Source organism: Dysgonomonas termitidis (assembly GCF_054657735.1).
Window position 1 is genome coordinate 968,265 of record NZ_BAAHYD010000003.1, and the last position, 20,303, is coordinate 988,567.

Below are 20,303 nucleotides of genomic sequence, written 5' to 3' on the forward strand. Positions count from 1 at the left end.
ATAAGATTGTTGTGCTGTCTGATGCCAGATATCTATAACTCTATCGGCTATGAGGAAATCATTTCAGATGGTGTTGTTGAACCGGAATATGAATCTCTCTGAATTTATAACAATTAATGGTTATTTGTAATCAGATGCAGGCTTAAGATAGTTTGAATCTTTAAATATTTTCCTAAAACACAAAGGATCTCTTTTCCTGATTTCGGTATATTTAGTATATTCATATTATTTATGAGATTTGTAATTTTTCTAGTGATATCAACAGAATGTTTACTAATCTTCTCAAAATATAATTCTTATAATATAAAAAAATATGCTACTCTTACTCTCTGTTTTGTAAGATATACCTAATGCATGGTATAAAAATACCATCATCATGGTATTTTATATAATGATGGTGAAGCCTAATTTTGTTTCATGAAAATCAAATAACAAAAAGATTTTAAATTTCTAAAAAATAGCAAAATGAAAAGATTTATCAAACGACAGAAAGATAAAAGTTATGATTCCTCCGGAATACATGATTTTCTGACGATTACTTCTACTTCTATCTTTTTTACTCCCTCTACTATCTCCGGCATGCGAATGTCCATGTGTTGTTGCTTCTGAGCCTTTATTATAGCTTCCGCTATATCTTACCTCTTTTTTATTTTCAGAAATAAAATCTCCCTATATTCCCCCTGGGCAGGGTTCTATAATAATATTACCTGAATAAAGGTATATAATTCTATATAACAATATATAAAACAATAACATAGAAGAAATATGAAAACAATGAAGTTTCTCAAATCGATATTGGTTGTCCTTTTTATCTCCTCTCCGGTATTTGCTCAAAATGATATAAACGAAACCATATATATCAAAAGCTCGCGTTTTGCATCACCGCTGATTGAAAAATGGATAGATGAATACACAAAGGTGAATCCTCAGGCGCAGATCAAGCTGGCGGATAATAGTATAAAGGCTGAAAATATTGCCTTAAAAGTAGTGGTATCCAATAATAGCAAGAATGGGTTGCAGATTGGCGAACAAATCCTGTTTTTCGGACGATATGCCATCTTACCTGTTATAGGGAAGAACAATCCGTTACTCGCTGAGTTTTCTAAGAAAAAGTTAAATGATAAAAGGATTAAAGATTTATTCTTTGAAAAGGATATACTTAGCGAAGACACAAATCCGGCGAAACCGGATTATGATATAACTGTATATTCGGGAAATAACAACGAATCAGTAGCACATAGCTTTGCGTCATATTTCGGATATACTTCTTCAAGCCTGAAAGGTAAAAAGATTTCGGGCGATGATGCGTTTCTCATAAATGCCATACAGAAAGATAGAACGGGTGTCACATTCAATGCTTTGGGCAATATATTCGACATTAATACCCGTGCGTTGAAAGACAATATCACTATTCTTCCGTTGGATGTGAAAAAAGAATACCGCAACTATTTTACGGAATCGGTCAATATAGACAACATGATTGAGTTATTGGAGTCGGAGCCTATCGATTTGATCCCTGTAGATAACATTGGCTTTGCATACTCCCCCGGAAACAAAACGGTGAAAGAATTCCTTGTATGGGTTTTGACAGAAGGCAAAACATTCAACCATGATTATGGTATTCTGACCCCGGATGAGAAAGTACTTACATACCAGGTAAAAGAATTGGAAAAAGTATTATATACAATGAATCTGAAATAATCGTTTAATATATGAAAAAGTGCTTCCCTTTCCAATTGCAGCCGGATAAAGAAGCACTTAATATTCTAAAAAGGCATTAGAACATGACAAATATACAATTATATAAGGGTAAAAATTTACTCTTACAGGAGAAAAAATATCTCTATCTATCCCTGTTTTTCCTGCTTTTCTTTTCTTTCCCGGCAAAGGGGCAAACAGTAATTAGAGGAAAAGTATTGGATGAGCGCAGCGGAATTCCCGTATCGGGAGCTCTGGTAAAAGTGAAGTCGACCAATAATGCCGTTCAGGCAGATTATGATGGTAAATTCCAGTTGTCGGAGAATAAGCTGTTCCCGATTACACTTCTTGTTTCATTTCTGGGATTCAAAACGCAGGAAATAGATGTCTATGAATCCGGTGAAGAAATTACAATCTTGCTTTCGGAAAATCAGAATGTACTGGATGAAGTTGTAGTTGTCGGTTACGGGACAGCTAAAAAATCCAGCTACACCGGGGCTGTTGCCGTTATCGGTAATAAAGATATAGGAAAATTGCAGGTAACGAATATCAGCAAGGCTTTACAAGGAGCTATTCCCGGGCTTCAATCCGTATCGTCGGCCGGACAGCCCGGAAGCGATGCTGCCATCTTTTTGCGGGGAGTAGGATCTGTTAATGCATCCAGTACTCCTTTGTATGTAGTGGATGGGGCACCATTTGCAGGTAGCATAAGTGCCATTAATGCAAATGATATACAGTCGATATCTGTACTGAAAGATGCTACGGCGAGTGCGTTATATGGTTCCCGTGGGGCAAATGGTGTTATTATCATTAGTACCAAACAAGGTGCATCTAACCAGAAGCCGACGGTTGCATTCTCATCCTCTATCGGATTTACCTCAAGGGCGATTAAAGATTACAAAACGCTTACAACTAAAGAATACTATGAACTGCAATGGGAGGCTATTCGCAATAACCAGTTGGATCAGGGCAAGTCGGCGGAAAACGCTGCTTTGTATGCATCGGCCGAACTGGTAGGATCACTAAAGATAAATCCATTCGGTTCACAATATCCGCAGCCGGTAGGCACTGATGGAAAAATCTTGGCCGGAGCAGAGCCATTATGGAATGACAGTTGGGCTGACGCCTTGTCCCGTACCGGTATACGCCAACAATATGATTTGAGTGTGAACGGCGGGAGCGATAATTCAAAATACTTCGTTTCGGGAGGCTATCTGAATGAAAAAGGTTTTATAATAGGTTCCGATTTCGAACGGTTCAACACCCGTGCGAATGTAACTTCTACAGTAAACAAATGGTTGGAGACCGGCTTCGGAATCTCTGCTTCTACCAGTAAACAGAGCGCTCCACCGCAAACAGACAGCAGTCAGGGTAACTTTGCCAATTTCCAACGTTTAGTAGCGGATATATACCCGATCTATGAACGGAATGCAGATGGGTCGTATGTCCTTGATACGAATGGTGACAAAATCTATGACTATGGTAATTACCGTCCGAGCTCGGCAGCGACAGGAAACAATCTTTTAGGCAGTTCCAAATATAATAAATATGACAACAAACAAGATATAGTTTCAGTCAGGGCAAATGCAACTATTACATTTCTGGAAGGTTTGAAGTGGAAGAATAGCGTCAATGCTGATTACAATGCACGTACCAGTCATTCATACACCAATCCTGCCTATGGCTCCGGTATCAGTAACGGGGGTTCTGTAAGCAAAGGTTCCAGCAGGGCTGTCGGCTATACGGTGAATAGTTTTCTGGATTATACTTTCAATGTCAAAGACAGGCACTTTATAAATATACTTGCGGGTCCCGAAGTATATGTTTATAATGTATCCTCTTTGTCGGGAAGTCGTAGTAACTTCGGTTTTCTCGATAAGGAAGAACCGGCAGCAGCTTCATTATTGAACAGTTTTACCGGAGCAGCGGATAACTATAAATTAGCGAGTTATTTAGGTAAAATAGATTATGATTATCTGCATCGTTACTATTTATCGGCCAGCTTTCGTCGCGATGGTTCATCCCGGTTCAGCAAAGATTCGCGCTGGGGTAACTTCTGGTCGGTCGGTGCTTCGTGGAATGCAAAATCAGAAGATTTTCTGGCTCCTGTAAAATGGATAGACAATCTGACCGTCCGTACAAGTTATGGAGCGCAAGGGAATGATAATCTCGGTACTTATTACGCCTATCAGGATTTATACTCTATTTACAATAGTTTAGGACAAGCGGGATTGATCAGTTCGAGACTTCCAACCCCGGATTTGAAATGGGAAACAAACCTTAACCTCAATTTCGGTATTGATTTTGCAGCGTTTGATAACAGGCTGGTGGCATCGGTAGATATATATGAACGCAAATCAAAGGATCTTTTATTTAGCCGGCCGCTTGCTCCATCGCAGGGATTCGGGCAAATAGATGCAAATATAGGAGCATTACGAAACAGAGGGATCGAAGGGCAAATACAGGTTGTACCTGTACGAAACAAAGATCTCAGATGGGATGTGAGCCTTAATTTCGGACATTATAAGAATAAAATAACAGAACTTCCTCAAAAAGAGATTATCGCCGGTGCTATCGGGCAGCTTGGATCTACAAAGAAAATGATTGTCGGAGGCTCTGTCTATGATTTCTTTATCCGCGAATGGGCAGGTATAAATCCCGAAAATGGCGATGCTTTATGGTACAAGAATGAATATGTAACGGATGCGAACGGGAATAAGGTGATATCGGGACGCACTACCACGAATGTGTATGCAGATGCCGATCAATATTTTCAGGGAAGTTCATTACCAGATGTATATGGAGGTATAACAAATACATTTACGTACAAACAATTTGAGCTGTCTTTCCTGCTGTCGTACAGCATTGGAGGGAAAGTCCTCGATCTCGACGAAGTGATGATTGCCCATACAGGCAACAATCAGGGCCGGACATGGACACAAGAAGCTTTGACCAGATGGACGCCTGAGAACCGCAATACCAATTACCCCCGTCTTACGACTACAACTACAAACTGGAACTCGATTTCCTCACGCTTCTTATATGATGCTACATATGCGCGTCTGAAAAATCTGAATCTTACTTATAATCTTCCTGCATCCGTATTGTCACATGCAAAGCTGAAACAGGTGAAACTGAGAGCTAATGCTGAGAATCTTCTGACATTTTTCGGGCATGGAGGAATGGACCCGGAACAGGCCGTAGATGGTGTTACATTTTACCGTTATCCTGCTCAAAAGTCGTTATCGTTCGGAATAGACATAATATTTTAACGCATACAATAATAACCAATAAATAAAAGGACGATTATGAAATCAAAATTGATTATATATATATTGTTTGTTTCATCGGTACTATTTGTTTCCTGCAGCGACAGTTTTTTTGAAACCTCGCCATCGGGCGACCTGACCGGAAGTGAAACATATTCCACGACATCTAATATAAATGCAGTAGTCAACGGGACTTTGCGTTATCTGATGGAGAATGCCACATCGCAGGATAATCCGGGGTATGGCGCAATATTACTCACACAGGAGGTAATGGGTGAAGATGCTATAGCCCGTGACGGAGTTTACGGATACAGGGATTCTTATCCTTATCGTGATCCGTATGATAATACGACACGCCGCGCTCTTTTCTTCTGGACATTGCAATATAAAATAATTGATAATGCAAACAATATCATTGCAAAAGTAGATGCAGCACAAGGTACGGATGAAGAAAAGAAGTATTTGAAGGGACAAGCTTATGCGCTGCGTGCTTTCGTTTACCTGAACCTCGTCCGTCAGTATCAGTTCACATACTTGAAGGATAAGAACGCTAAAGCAGTCCCTATATATACAGAGCCGACCGTGCCAAGTTCCGTTCCTAATCCGAAAGCTACGGTAGAGCAAGTTTATGAACGTGTGATTTCCGATCTCACAGAAGCGGAAAAATTACTCACCGGATTCAGGCGTTCTGTAAAAAACCGTCCCGATATTAATGTAGTAAAAGGTCTTTTTGCAAGAACCTATCTCACTACAGGGCAATGGGAGCTGGCTGCAAAATATGCGGCTGAAGCCCGGAGCGGCTATCCGGTAATGGAAGCGAGCCAATATACACAGGGCTTCAATGATGTAAGTAATGTGGAATGGATATGGGGACATCCTCAAACAGCTGATCAGAATTTGGGAGGAGCCTCGTATTTCGCGTATCTCGATGTGACGCCGGCTACCGGTTACCGGAGTATTATGCCTGATCCGAATTTCAGGAAATTATTCAGCCTCCAGGATGTACGATTCTCATTGTTTGAACTTGTTACAAAAGAGACCGACCCGATGTACCGCTGGTATAAATACAAGAAATTTATCAATAAATCAGATCAGTCCGGTCATATTCCGTTAATGCGTTCATCAGAAATGGTACTTATAGAAGCTGAAGGAAAAGCCCGTAACCATGATCTTACGGGAGCTGCAACGGCATTGAGCGAATTACGCGTGAAAAGGAACCTGGAAGAGATTTCCGCATCGGATTATACGGAGAGTCAATTGATAGACGAAATTCTGGTCGAACGTCGCCGCGAACTTTGGGGAGAAGGATTTCGTCTACCCGATATTCTACGCTTGCAGATAGCCCCCGATAGAAGAGAATCAACAGAAACATATGCTCTGCCGGGAGGGAACGTAATAGCTATAAAGGGCCATTATGTATGGACATTTCCTGATAAAACGGCATTAGTTCCGAATAGTCCGTACTATCTGTTTCCTGTTCCGGTAAATGAAATTAATAATAATCCCAACTTAAATAACTGAAAATGAAGAAGTATATCCTATTAATATTAATATCTCTGGTCACATTCTCCTGTGGAACCGGAGAGCCTGAGGGACTATCCTTAAACGGTAGTGTAGAAGGGGTTTCGGAGGGAAAAGTATATTTGCAGAAGTTTGAAAATAAAATGTATCGCGTAATAGATTCTGCTGATGTTGTAGACGGACAATTCAGTTTTTCGAAAAATGTGCAATTGCCGGAAATATATGGATTGACATTAGATACGGCCAAAGGCTCATTGCTTCTGTTCCTTGACAAAGATCCTGTTGTTGTAAAACTGGATTCATCATCCTATTACCGTAATAGCGTAGTCACAGGTTCCGCGCTGCAGGACTTGTTTGTAGCTTATAAAAAAGAGAGAGGGGTTAAGATAGATGAATTTATTAAAGCGAATCCTAAATCGCTGGTTTCGGCATATGCTCTGTATCGGGATTTTTCGTACAGATTATCTCCCGATGAGATCAAGACGAATATCCAGTTGCTTGATTCCTCATTGTGGAAAACTCCTTATGTGCAGGTACTCGAAGAGTTGACGAAAACACTGGAGTCAGTTTCTGTCGGAAAACAGGCTCCGGACTTTACAGCTAAAGATACTGACGGAAATCCGGTAAAGCTGTCCGATCGTCTGGGAAAAGGATATCTTCTCATCGATTTCTGGGCATCCTGGTGTGGCCCTTGCCGGAGAGAAAATCCAAATGTTGTGAAAGTGTATAATGAGTATAAAGGAAAAGGCTTTGATGTTTTTGCGGTCTCACTGGATAAAAGTAAAGAAGCCTGGGTGGCAGCTATAAAAAAAGATAACCTGACATGGACGCATGTTTCAGACCTTCTGTATTGGGATAGTGAGCCTGCTAAATTATACGGGGTAAGGGCGATTCCATCCAATCTGCTTGTAGATAAGGATGGGGTGATAGTCGCTAAAAATATAAGAGGTGAAGAATTAGGAAAGACATTAAATGATTTGCTGAACTAATCAGTATAAAGGAACACTATGAAGACCATCATTATCAGTTTTTTTCTTTATTTATTGGCGGTAACAGGTATTAAAGCGGAAAAAATCACATATTTTTTCGATCCGTCCGTTCAGTTCGACAGCAAAATACCTTCTCCCGAAGAATTTCTCGGATATGAAATAGGCAGCCGTATTACGGAACATTATAAGATAAATGCTTATTTTGAGAAACTCGCTTCCCTTTCCGACCGTGTTTCGCTGGTGGAGATAGGCCGGACATACGAAAACCGTAAACTATATGTGCTGATTGTTTCTTCTCCTGAGAATATCCGGAATATAGACAAGTACAAAGAGACACGTCAGCAAGCCCGAAAAGGGGAGAAGCCGGATACTCCGTTAATTGTTTTTCTGGGAAGTACCGTTCATGGGAATGAGACTTCGGGTTCGGAGGCTGCTCTATTGTCTGCATATTACTATGTGGCCGCTCAAAACGATTTTGTAAAAGAACAGCTCGAAAATGGAATTTACTTTATTGATCCGGTGCGCAATCCTGACGGACAGGAACGTTTTGTATCATGGGTAAATTCGAATACAAGTATAACCGATTATAATACATCGCAGTATGACAGGGAACACACTGAAGGATGGCCGCGCGGAAGAGGGAACCACTATTGGTTCGACCTGAACCGCGACTGGGTTAATATTGTCCATCCCGAAAGCAAAGCCCGGGTTGCACATTATCAGGATTGGTTACCGCATGTACAGGCCGATCATCATGAGATGGGTACAAATAGCACATTCTTTTTCGAACCCACCGATCCGGACGGAAATGAGAGCCGCTTTGTTCCGCAAACCACTTATAAGTTGAACCGTTTATTTGCTGATTATTACTCAAAGGCTTTGGATAAAATCGGTTCGTTTTACTATACGAAAGAGTCTTACGATAATAAGAATCCAACCTTTGGGTCTACATACCCTGATTATAACGGGGCTGTGGGTATTTTATTCGAACAAGGTTCTTCGAGAGGCATACATCAGGAGTCTGAGAATGGGATCGTTACATTTGCTTTTACTGTACGCAACCAACTGGTGTCGAGTATTGCTACAGTTGATGCCGCTAATGCTAACAAAAACAGCTTATTCGACCTGCAGAAAGAATTTTTCGATGTGTCGCGTACAGGAAAAGACAGTTCCAAGTCATTTATAGTAGGAGATGGTTATGATATTTCGCGCCTGCATAAGTTTGTTCAGCTGTTACTTGACCACCGCCTCGAAGTATATGAAAATCAGGAGGACATAACGGTGGATAAGGTAAAATACGAAAAAGGGAAATCATACATTGTTCCACTCGGGCAACCCAACAGTGCGTTGGTCAATATTATATTTGATGAAACCAAAGATTATACCGATCCGTCCAAACTGGGTTACGGCGCGGGATTTTCGGTTGCTTACTCATCCGGACTGTCGCATGCTTCCATAACAAAAGCTGTTCGCGGAGCCAGGGTTGAGAAACTGGAGAGATCTGCAAATACATCATTCTCTACATCACAGTATGCTTACATTGTAGATTACAGGGATTCGCATAGCCAGCATCTGCTTTTCCAATTATTAGCAAAAAACATTCTTGTAAAGACGTCATTCAGCCCTTTTTCTGTACAAACCGGGAACGGACCTAAAGACTTCTCTTATGGAAGCCTGCTTATTCCTGTCAGCAACCAGACTATAAGCCCGGATGAATTATATGCCACATTACAGAAATTGGCGGTCGCCTCAGATGTGGAGATAATACCCGTCTCTACAGGCTATAGTGTAAAAGGGGTGGATTTGGGTAGCAGCGCTTTCCGCACAGTGGAACGGCCGAAGGTGCTGGTTGTCACCGGGGGCAGTATATCTTCTACCGAGGCCGGAGAAGTCTGGCATCTCTTCGACCAGAAACTGAATTATCAGTTAATCCGTGCTGATTACAACGTATTTCCCAGAATTCCATTGAACAGCTTTAACCGGATTGTGTTGGCAGGAGGTGATTATTCATTTCTCGGGAAACAGGGAATTCAGGATTTGCAAAACTGGGTGCGCAACGGAGGAACATTGATTACAATCAACTCTGCTTCGAGATGGGCTGTAAATAGTGGAATAAGTGCAGCACAATTACAGAAATTGAAGACCGATTCTCTCCAGCAAAAACAATCAGAACAACAATTTTCACAGGAAAGAGACAGAATTCCGACATCGGTATTCGAAACAAAGATAAACCTGAAGCATCCTTTAGCGTTTGGGTTAACGAATGTGTCTTTACCTGTTACTCGTGAGAGTAGCCTCTTTCTGGCTCCGTCGAAGAATCCGTCAGCTACGGTATCAGTTTATTCAGATACCCCGCTCCTGAATGGATATATCTCCGCTTCACAGTTAAGCAATCTGAAAGGATCGGCTTCGATAATAGCAGAAAGACAAGGCTCCGGAAATATTGTATTATTCGCTGAAGACCCGCTTTTCAGAGGTATTTGGGATGCCACTACCCGCACCTTTGTTAACGCTGTTGTTTTCGGAAATAATATAAATGCATACAATAGCTTCAGATAAAACAGATCAGACCTGTATTGATATAAAACGAAAGAAATAAAATGAAAAAAGTATTGTTGGTAATAGCACTGACAACATTAGCTGTCACTGTATCTGCCCAGAAAATTAAAAAGAATACCCCATTAAACAATGTGTCCGTTAACTATCTGGACAAGTCTTTCTCTGTGTATGATAAACTACAGAAAACGATATGGCGTAATCCTGAACTGGGTTTTCTCGAAACGGAAAGTTCAGCTTTGCTACAAAACCATCTCAAAGAGAATGAATTTACAGTTCAGGCCGGAGTTGCCGGCATGCCTACCGCATTTGTCGCCACTTACGGATCAGGGTATCCTGTGATAGCTGTACTGGCCGAATTCGATGCTTTGCCCGGGTTATCGCAGGATACAGTCCCTTATCGTAAACCTTTGGTTGAAGGAGGGAGCGGCCACGGTTGCGGTCACAATACATTCGGAGTAGGAGCAGTCGCAGGGGCTGTCGCTATAAAACAATGGCTTGATTCAGAAAAACACACAGGTACAATCAAAGTATTCGGTACACCTGCCGAAGAAGGAGGAGGCGGTAAAGTTTACATGGTACGGGACGGATTGTTTAATGACGTAGATGTCGTCCTTGACTGGCATCCTTCTACCGGGAATGGTGTTACAACCGATACGGGAACAGCCATACAAATGATAGACTACAGCTTCTTTGGAGTAGCCGCTCATGCCGCGGCAAGTCCTGATAAGGGCCGGTCTGCCTTAGACGGCGTAGAAGCACTCAATTATATGGTCAATCTTTTGCGCGAACATGTGCCGATGTCATCCCGGATACATTACGTTATAGCCGATGGAGGCGAAGCCCCGAATGTAGTACCCGATTATGCCAGAGTGTCCTATTACATACGGAGTCCGAAAAGGGAGATTCTCAAAGACCTTGTGGAATGGATAGGGCAGGCAGCCGAAGGTGCAGCCTTAGGGACACAGACAAAAGTTAAGTCTGAAATTGTATCCGGTTTTTATGAGCGTCTGAATAACCGCAAACTGTCGGAACTGGTACAGCGTAAACTCGAGATAGTGGGTGGCGTGCATTATGACGCACGTGAAAAGGCCTTTGCCGAGGAAATAGTAAAGGGACTGAATAAAGATATCAGCATACTGAAAGATGCAGAATCGGTGAAGCCTCTGGAAGACGAAAAACCTTCGCTGGGAGGTGGCTCGTCGGATGTGGGTGATGTTAGCTGGGTAGTTCCTACCGTAAGTTTCAATACGGCGACCTTTGTACCGGGAAGTGCGGGGCATAGCTGGCAAAATGTAGCGGCGGGAGGTTCTACAATAGGAACAAAATCGCTGATAAATACAGCTAAAGTGTTCAGCCTTTCGGCTATAGAATTATACACAAATCCCGGATTGGTAAAGGAGATAAGAGCCGAATTCGATACCCGCAGGGGAAATGGCTTCAGGTACGCACCGTTATTGGGAGACCGGAAGCCGGCACTCGATTACAGAGTGAAGAAATGATGTAATCTCTGATGTTTTAAAAGAATAAATGAGAGTTCCGGTATGCCCATAATATAACCAGCGACGGAACTCTTACGCCTGCCTTATCAACTTACACCGATAAAAAGAATCTTAGTCCGGATTTACCGGAATAAGCACCTCTATATGAGAATGAGGTTATTCAAGTATTAACTAATATAAAAAGACTCTATGAAAAATTTTATTACCATTAAGGCCTTCTCCATACCCGGAGGGGAACATGAGGAACAAAGGAATTTGTCCCGGTTTTATTCTCTACATGTATTATCATCCATCGATCAATGCCCGGCTTCTTGTTTTCACATGCGAATGTGTTGTTAACCTATATTTAACTATTCCGAAAATAAACCCATCGGTTTATTTCCCCTGATTGATATCCGCATATATTCCGGGGTAGTCCGAACTGTACTATAAAGGTTCTGAACTCCTGAACTAATAAATGCGCAAGATATTATCCTTCAATTAAGCAATCTATAAACAAACACTTCTTGTAGCCTTCTATACCTGGCTACAATGGATATTCATTAAAAAATTATGGCAAAAACAATTAGCTCTTTTAGCGATAAGAGAGACAGGTATCGTGTAAATAAGTATTATTACATTATCATATTCTTTCTATTGCTGTCAGGTAGTATGATAGGGCAAACAGTAATAAAAGGTACAGTTGTAGACGAAAAAAACGGGGAGCCTCTGGTGGGAGCCTCTGTCGCATTGGTTTCTACCACACAGGGTAGTCTCACTGATATAGACGGGTCCTTTTCTCTCCCTGTTTCGGGTCAGCTGCCTGTTACCATCAGGGTGGCTCTTGTGGGTTTCAAATCGCAGGAACTGGATGTATATGAAAATAACGGGCCGATCATTATTCCCTTAACGGAAGATTTAAATTATCTGAACGAAGTAATCGTGGTTGGATATGGTACCCAGAAGCGTAAAGAACTTACCGGGGCCATTTCTTCGGTTTCAAAAGATGCGTTATCGCAATTATCTACTTCATTCGATGGATTACTGGGTGGGGCTGTTTCCGGCTTGAATGTATCCCAAAGCTCCGGTCAGCCGGGAACTACTTCCAACATTCGCATACGCGGAGGAAACTCTATAAACGGAGGGAATGAGCCTTTGTATGTGATAGACGGGGTTATAATATATAACGACAATTCGTCGGCCAATATCGGGATAAGCCGTGCTGCCGGGGCATTGAATCCGTTAGCTGCATTGAATCCCGGTGATATTGAATCCATAGAGGTGCTGAAAGATGTGTCCGCTTCGGCCATCTATGGTTCGCGTGGAGCAAACGGAGTAATTATTATTACTACCAAAAGTGGGAAAAAAGGGAAGACGAATATTGAATATCAATATTCTATCGGCTGGCAGCAAGCCCGTAAAAAGCTCGATCTGATGAACGCTCGGGAATGGGGCGAACTTTATCTGGAAATCGCATCTGCCGAAAATATCAGTGAAACCGGTCTTACCGCTGATAAAGTAGCACAATTGGGTGAAGGTACAAACTGGCAGGATGCAGCCCTGCGCACAGCGACAACCCAGAATCATCAGCTTTCGATAAGCGGCGGAGATGATAAGACAAGGTTTCTCTTATCTGGTAATTACAGCGATCAGGATGGTATCTTGCTGAACACGGGCTTTAAGCGTTATAGCGGACGGTTCAACTTTGAAAGGGATTTATTCTCGAATCTGACTGTAGGTTTGAATGTTACAGCCAGTAAAATGGATCAAAGCGGATTGAGCAGCTATAACGGACTGTATGTGAACGGTGTTTCAAACTCGCTCGATTATGTATTGAGGATACCGCAGGTAGTTTCTATATATAATCAGGATGGAAGCTATAATTACAATAACCTTTTCGAAAAAGGGGATTTACGATTTGGCGACCGTACCGTAAATGCAATATCGGATCTGGTTAATACTACATCGCAGACAAAAAATAATACTGTCATCGGAAACTTTTTCGCTAAATATACTATCATCCCCTCGTTGGTGGCTAAGGTCAGCGCAGGAACCAATCTGAGTAATACGACCCTCAATTTTTTCGCGCCTTCCAGCGCTGCGGCAGGTTTTCTGGCTAAAGGGTATGGAAGTATCGGAAACAAGCGGTTTGATTCGTGGCAATATGAATATACGCTCAATTACACAAAGAAGCTGAATAAAGACCATTATGTGGATATATTGGCCGGTTATACGACCCAGACCACCGATATAGAATACGCGATAGCATCGGCCAGTAATTTCGCTAACGAACAATTGTCTTACCATAACCTGCAGGGAGGCGCCACTCTCTTATCTCCAAGTTCTGGCGGTTCGGAATCTATCCTCAATTCGGTACTGGGAAGGGTCAACTATTCTTTCCTCGGCAGGTACAATCTTACCGGAACATTCAGGGCGGATGGTTCTTCCCGGTTTGCAAAAAATCATAAATGGGGTTATTTTCCGTCCATCGGTTTGTCATGGAACGTCAGCGAAGAACCTTTCCTGAAAAATAATAAGGTCATCAATGATCTTAAACTGAGGGGAAGTTTCGGGGTTGTCGGCAATCAGGAGATAGGCGACTACCGATATGAAGCGACATACTCTACAAAGGTATATTCTTTCAATAATCAGCTCGTTACGGCTTACGGCAGGGCTAATGCTGAAAACCCCGACCTGAAATGGGAAGAAACATCGCAATATAATCTGGGTTTTGATCTGAATCTGCTTAACCGCAGATTAGGCATTATAGCCGATATTTATTATAAAAAGACAAGCGACCTGCTGCTGGATGTGCCTGTGGAAATAACAACAGGATTCAGTACCATGCTTATGAATGTGGGCAATGTTACGAATAAAGGGGTGGAACTTGCATTGACAGGCAGCATTATAGATCAGAAAGACCTGCAATGGAATCTGTCTGCCAATATTGCTAAAAATGTGAATGAAGTCACCAATATCGGTAATCTGGATTATTTCCTGTCCGGCAATACGATCATAAAGAAAGGGGAATCTTTAGGCTCTTTCTATGGTGTTGTCTTCGATGGAATAGTACAAACCGGAACAGATATTTCGAAAGTGCCTGCGCCGAGCTGGAAAACGAGTGTTGAGCCCGGTGATGTAAAATATGTCGATCAAAACAACGACGGCAAAGTTACTCAGGATGAGGACAGAGTTGTCTTAGGTTCTATTCAACCTGATTTCACTTACGGATTTTCGACCACACTGAGATATAAATCATTGAGCTTATTTGCAGCTTTTCAGGGTAGTAAAGGTAATCAGCTATACAATCAACTCCGGCAGGAGCTGGAATCACCATCCACCAGCTACAATGTATTAGCTACACTCCGTGACAGGTGGACGCCGCAGAATCCGTCCAACACAATTGCTAAAGCCTCTGTCACATCGGCCACATGGCTCGATAGCCGCTATATCGAAGATGCCTCTTTCTTACGTCTGAAAAATATAACTCTGAGTTATGTCCTTCCTGTGAAAATAACAAAGGCTCCTCAGACAAAATTCAGAATTTTTGCAACGGGGCAAAACTTATTGACCTTTACCAAATATAAAGGATACGACCCTGAAGTTTCCAGCGGTATAGATTCCGGAGCATACCCCACAGCGAAGACAATATCTTTTGGCGTGAATATATCTTATTAAACAGCTTACTATAAAATAATTAAATCAGAAAGAGATGAAGAAGTTATTATATACCTTAATATTATCGGTGACAATTCTTTCATGCAGCGATAGTCTTGATGTGACGCCCATAGGCAAACTGATGGGCGGAAACTTTCCCGTAACGGATGAGGACGCCATAGCCCTTACCAACGGGATTTATACGCCGAATGTCGGCATAAGCACTTCGCTGGCGTACATGATAGATCTGACCACCGAAACTACTGTTTCGGGGGAGAATCCGAACAGTGGCGGAGGATTATTAGGCTTGATACAGTGGGAGCCGACCAATAGTTATGTGACATCGGTGTGGACTGCTTTTTATGTAGGCATTACAAGCGCAAACGATGCCATAGATAAATTGTCGGAATCCAAAACCGTTTCAGAATCCATTAAGAAACGCTCTATCGGCGAAGCCAGGTTCCTGCGGGCATATTACTATTATTATGCAGTACAGTTTTGGGGAGAAGTGCCGCTTGTCTTACATAATGTTGATGGAAAAAATACGACCCGCGCGTCGATAGATGAGGTGTATGCACAGATTGAAGACGACCTGAAAAGTGCTGCGGATAATCTGCCGGACGTAAGCAGTTATGCAGACAGCGATAAAGGCAGGGCGAGCAAAGGCGCCGCTTATGCATTATTATCAAAAGTATATCTGGTATGGGCACAAACATCTGAAAGCGGGGGCGACACAGCCCGCAAAGATAGATTCCGGAAATCTGTAGACGCAGCCAATAGTGTAACAGGATACAAACTGGAAGAAGATTTTCTGGACAACTGGAATGTAAATAATAAGAACGGGAAAGAAAGTATTTTTTCAACTCAGCATGCTTCCGGTACTGCTACCGACGGTAGCGGAGGAAACCATTTGGCCCATTGTGCTTTTTCGAGTGGTTTCAGTAATTCTACTCCTCACGTACTTATTTCGGATAATAAATATTATGACGCTTTTGACGATCGTGACCAGAGAAAAAGCGGAACATACGCCAAAGAATTGTATAATCCTGCTACAAATTCAGTCTTTACATTCACCCGTCCCCGCTATCGTAAATATATCGACGCCAGCGACCCGTTGGGATCGGCCAGTAACCGCAATATCAACAGGTCTATCATACGCTATGCCGATATTTTGCTGGTAAAAGCCGAAGCAATCAATGAACTGAATAACGGACCGACAACAGATGCTTATGACGCAATAAACCAGGTGCGGAGAAGAGCTTTCGAACATTTCCCTCTAAATCAGACATCTCCGGACGATTTGCCGGCAGGGCTTGATTACAACGGCTTCAGAAAAGCGGTTCAGCAGGAAAGGATGTTTGAACTTACCTATGAGCAAAGCCATTGGCTCGATCTGGTAAGATGGAGAATTTACGTCAGGACCTTAAAGGAATCGGGATTAGACGAGAGTTACAAGAAAAGTTCCGTAAGCCTCAAAAACTACCGTTTTCCTATACCTCAATCCCAACGGAATATAAATCCTGAAGGTTTATGGCAGAACTGGGGATACGACGGTTATAACGAATCGAAGACCGGTGCAAATCCTTATGCCGGATTCGAATAAATAAATTATATAATAGAAACCCATTAAAAAGAGCAATATGAAAATCTATTCACAGGATACAAAAAAACGGATAAGTATATTGGCTATTATTATACTTTCCGTATTTGGAACAACATCAGTTGATGCACAGACCGATAATGCTAATACAGGCCCCAGTTCTGTATTTGTAAAAGATGCGGTTAAAAAGACATTTGAACAGAATGCCAGTCCATTGCGTAACTATCTTTTCAGCAGGCGGGAAGCACTCATTAAATTGCAAAGCCTGCCAAGTGAGGAATTACAGGCTGTGACATTAGAAGCCCGTACCACGGCAGAGCAGAGGTCGGGCTTACGGAGAATGCGTATCCGCGGCTTCCAGATCATAAGCGATAGCGGGACAGACTTTGCGGGTTACAATGTAGGGCCGGGTTCACCTGAATCGCAGGTTGCGATCATAGCCAGTGACTTGGCAGATAGCTACCTTAACCAGGCAGCTCTGAGAAATATACCTGTCGATTCATTAAGAATCGAAATTATAAATCGCCCGGATGCCGCTCCTACAAATAAAGTAAATTATCCCCGTAACTTCCTCTATACTGCATATATAAAATCATCGGCGGATGATAAGCAACTGGAAGAATTACGGAAGGGCGCGGAAGCAAATTCTCCGATATTCAATTTTATCCTAAAGCCGCAGGTAGTGACCGGAGAAATTGATTATACCCGGACTCCCGATAAGCTGGTGATACCGGAAGGAGGGCAGCCCGGACTCCGTGAATATCTGAAATATAAGCGTGCTGCGTACTTACATCTTCAGGAAGAAGGTAAGAAACGGGAAGAAGAGAGAAAGAAGAATCCATCGCTGGCGAATAAAGAGAACCGTAATAGTCTGGTGGTTACAGTAAACAATAATGGTGTCCGTCAGCTTCAGATCCGCCAGTTCCGTATATTGCACGACAATCCTGCATATCTGGGAGGAAGCGATCTCGGACCTACCTCTCAGGAACATCAGTTAGGCGTGTTGACAAGCTGCCTTACTCATATTTTCCTGATTCAGGCTGCTGCCCGCCAGATTCCGCTCGATTCGCTGGAAGTGAATGTAAAAGCCACCTCCGATATTCGTGCCGGGCGCAGTGGTTTTGAGAATGTCCCCGGCTATCCGTATGGGATTCATTATACTGTGCATGTGAAATCTCCGGCAACATACGAACAAATAAAAGTGTTGCGGGATGCCGTAGAAGCAGTTTGTCCGATATACAATTTATTGAAGGATGAACAAACAATAGAAGGCCGTATAGTTAAAATAGGTAATTAGGTAAATCCAGATTGTGGATTTGTTGGAAGTGCTTCTTGCAGGCACTTCCAATTTTTATAATTAATTCGAAAAATATGAAGAGAATTTATACCATTGTATTGCTGACTGTCTTTCTTTTTCCTATTTATGCAGGTTACGGATATTCGGCCTATGGCAAAGAACCGGTCGGCATCGACTTTTTTACGAAAGTTAGGAGCATCTCTAATCTGAAAGAAAATAAAGGAGATATATTCTTTATCCTTCGTCAGCCGGATTTAGAGGGAGACACATACCGGAGTGACTTATATCAGCTGGTGGATGGAAGGGAGTTAAGATTGACATCTTCAGAAAATGTCTCCGATTACTTTTTTCTTGATGATACTATTATTTTCAAAAGTATACGCGATGAAAAGGACAAAGAAAGACTAAAGAAAGGAGAGCGGCTTACAATATTTCAGAAATTGACCAAAGGTTATCAGGAAGCAACAGAATGGCTGCGGTTGCCTTATGCTGTAAAAGATATCCGGCTAATAGACGGAAACCGTTTCTTTTTTACAGCTTCTTATCGGTTGGTTCCGAAAGAAGAATCCCGGACGGAGGTGCTGAAAGACATAAAAGAAAACGGAAGGTATCGTATCTTCGATGAATTACCCTTTTGGTCGAATGGTCAGGGTGATATCAGTGGAACCCGTACCCACCTTTATTATTATGATAAAGGAAAAATCACCGACCTTTCAGATTCTCTGGAAACGGTTTCCGACATAGAACTTAGTCCCGATAAGAAGCATCTGGTTTATATCCGTAAAACATACCGGAGGAAGGCTTCACAAGATAACAGTCTGGTATCATTGAATACCGGAACATTGGAGAAAAAAGAATGGAATTTGTTCAATAAAGCCGTTTACTCCCAAATCCAGTTTGCGGACAATAATGAATTTGTTGTTCTGGTCAATCGCAGCTTAGAACGCAATAAACAGGAGAATCCTGAATTTTATCGTCTGAATTTGTCATCAGGGAATATTAAAGGAATATATGACGGCGATTTGTATGCGATAGGCAATAGTATCGGCTCTGATATCAAGTCGGGGGGCCGTAGCAAAATTACATTTGATAAAGATGGGTTTAATTTTGTTTCAACTGTGATAGATCAGGCTCCACTTATCCACATAAATAACAAAGACACCTCTATATCCGTTCGTTCGCCGGAAAATATCTCTATAAACGATTATGTGCCATATAAGGATGGCTTTCTGGTTGTAGCCATGGCAGAGCAACAGGGTGAAGAAGTGTATTTTCTCAACAGTAAAGGAGAGATTTCCCTTTTTACTTCCATTAATACGGCCCTGTTTGAGAATCATAATGTTGTGAAACCTATAGAAATAAAATTCAGAAATGAAGATGGACGGGAACTAAACGGCTATATTCTGCCTCCGGCCAATTATAAGAAGAACGAAAAATATCCGGCTATACTAAATATACATGGAGGCCCGAAAGCAACTTATGGGACAGTATTCTTTCACGAGATGCAGTATTGGGCAAATCAGGGTTATGCCGTTCTATATACCAATCCCACAGGCAGTAATGGGAGGGGAAACGCATTTACTGATCTGCGTGGTAAATTCGGCTCTGTAGATTATAACGATCTCATGGCTTTTGTGGATGCAGCGATAGAACAGGTTCCGTTTATTGACAGAGAACGTTTGGGGGTTACCGGGGGATCTTACGGCGGATATATGACCAACTGGATAATCGGACATACCAATAGATTTAAAGCGGCGGCTTCGCAACGGAGCATCTCTTCATGGATTTCCTTCAGCAACACGAGTGATATCGGACATACTTTTACCGAATCATACATCGGTCATAATCTATGGACAAACAGTGAGCTACTATGGGAACAGTCTCCCCTGAAATATGCAAATAAGGTAAATACACCAACGTTGTTCCTCCATAGCGATCAGGACTACAGATGCTGGTTGGTTGAAGGTGTGCAGATGTATTATGCCCTTCAATATTTTGAAGTCCCGAGCCGCCTGATAATATTCAACAATGAAAACCATGAATTATCCCGGTCAGGGAAACCTACAAACCGGATCAAACGCCTGGACGAAATTACCCGGTGGTTTCAGAAATATTTATAGACAGAGATTTTTGTTCTCATTTGGAAAATACCACTAACATGGTATTTTTCTTTTTTTATAAAGGATATAACTTCGCTGGTATTAAAGTCATCCGGAAAATATAGTACGGAGTAAC

At 42.0% G+C, this 20,303-nt stretch carries 10 protein-coding genes; all 10 read left to right on the forward strand.

What is annotated here, in order from left to right:
• The first annotated feature begins 765 nt into the window (after window positions 1-765).
• The 10 genes from ACYQ3L_RS24965 (at window position 766) to ACYQ3L_RS25010 (ending at window position 20,188) form a co-directional block, all read left to right on the forward strand.
• A complete protein-coding gene (locus ACYQ3L_RS24965; RefSeq protein ID WP_379996534.1) occupies window positions 766-1,701 on the forward strand; it encodes a hypothetical protein in 936 nt (311 codons plus the stop codon).
• A gap of 83 nt (window positions 1,702-1,784) precedes the next feature.
• Window positions 1,785-4,970: a SusC/RagA family TonB-linked outer membrane protein gene (locus tag ACYQ3L_RS24970; protein ID WP_379996531.1), complete on the forward strand. Its 3,186-nt coding sequence runs from the start codon at window positions 1,785-1,787 to the stop codon at window positions 4,968-4,970.
• A 36-nt stretch (window positions 4,971-5,006) separates the two neighbouring features.
• Window positions 5,007-6,488 carry a RagB/SusD family nutrient uptake outer membrane protein gene (locus ACYQ3L_RS24975; RefSeq protein ID WP_379996528.1) on the forward strand — a complete coding sequence of 494 codons (1,482 nt, stop codon included), beginning with the start codon at window positions 5,007-5,009 and terminating at the stop codon, window positions 6,486-6,488.
• Window positions 6,489-6,490: 2 nt separating this feature from the next.
• Complete coding sequence (locus ACYQ3L_RS24980) at window positions 6,491-7,477, forward strand: redoxin domain-containing protein (RefSeq protein WP_379996526.1); 987 nt, start codon at window positions 6,491-6,493, stop codon at window positions 7,475-7,477.
• Between the two features lie 18 nt (window positions 7,478-7,495).
• Window positions 7,496-10,036: a M14 family zinc carboxypeptidase gene (locus ACYQ3L_RS24985; RefSeq protein ID WP_379996524.1), complete on the forward strand. Its 2,541-nt coding sequence runs from the start codon at window positions 7,496-7,498 to the stop codon at window positions 10,034-10,036.
• A gap of 41 nt (window positions 10,037-10,077) precedes the next feature.
• A complete protein-coding gene (locus ACYQ3L_RS24990; protein WP_379996522.1) occupies window positions 10,078-11,535 on the forward strand; it encodes an amidohydrolase in 1,458 nt (485 codons plus the stop codon).
• A gap of 552 nt (window positions 11,536-12,087) precedes the next feature.
• The gene (locus ACYQ3L_RS24995; RefSeq protein ID WP_379996520.1) at window positions 12,088-15,192 is read left to right on the forward strand and encodes a SusC/RagA family TonB-linked outer membrane protein; all 3,105 of its coding nucleotides are present in this window, start codon (window positions 12,088-12,090) and stop codon (window positions 15,190-15,192) included.
• A 34-nt stretch (window positions 15,193-15,226) separates the two neighbouring features.
• Window positions 15,227-16,774, forward strand: a complete 1,548-nt coding sequence (locus tag ACYQ3L_RS25000) for a RagB/SusD family nutrient uptake outer membrane protein (protein WP_379996518.1) — start codon at window positions 15,227-15,229, stop codon at window positions 16,772-16,774.
• A 37-nt stretch (window positions 16,775-16,811) separates the two neighbouring features.
• Window positions 16,812-18,068, forward strand: coding sequence for an OsmC family protein (locus tag ACYQ3L_RS25005; protein ID WP_379996516.1), 1,257 nt, complete (start codon window positions 16,812-16,814; stop codon window positions 18,066-18,068).
• Between the two features lie 74 nt (window positions 18,069-18,142).
• The gene (locus tag ACYQ3L_RS25010) at window positions 18,143-20,188 is read left to right on the forward strand and encodes an alpha/beta hydrolase family protein (protein WP_379996515.1); all 2,046 of its coding nucleotides are present in this window, start codon (window positions 18,143-18,145) and stop codon (window positions 20,186-20,188) included.
• Window positions 20,189-20,303 lie beyond the last annotated feature (115 nt).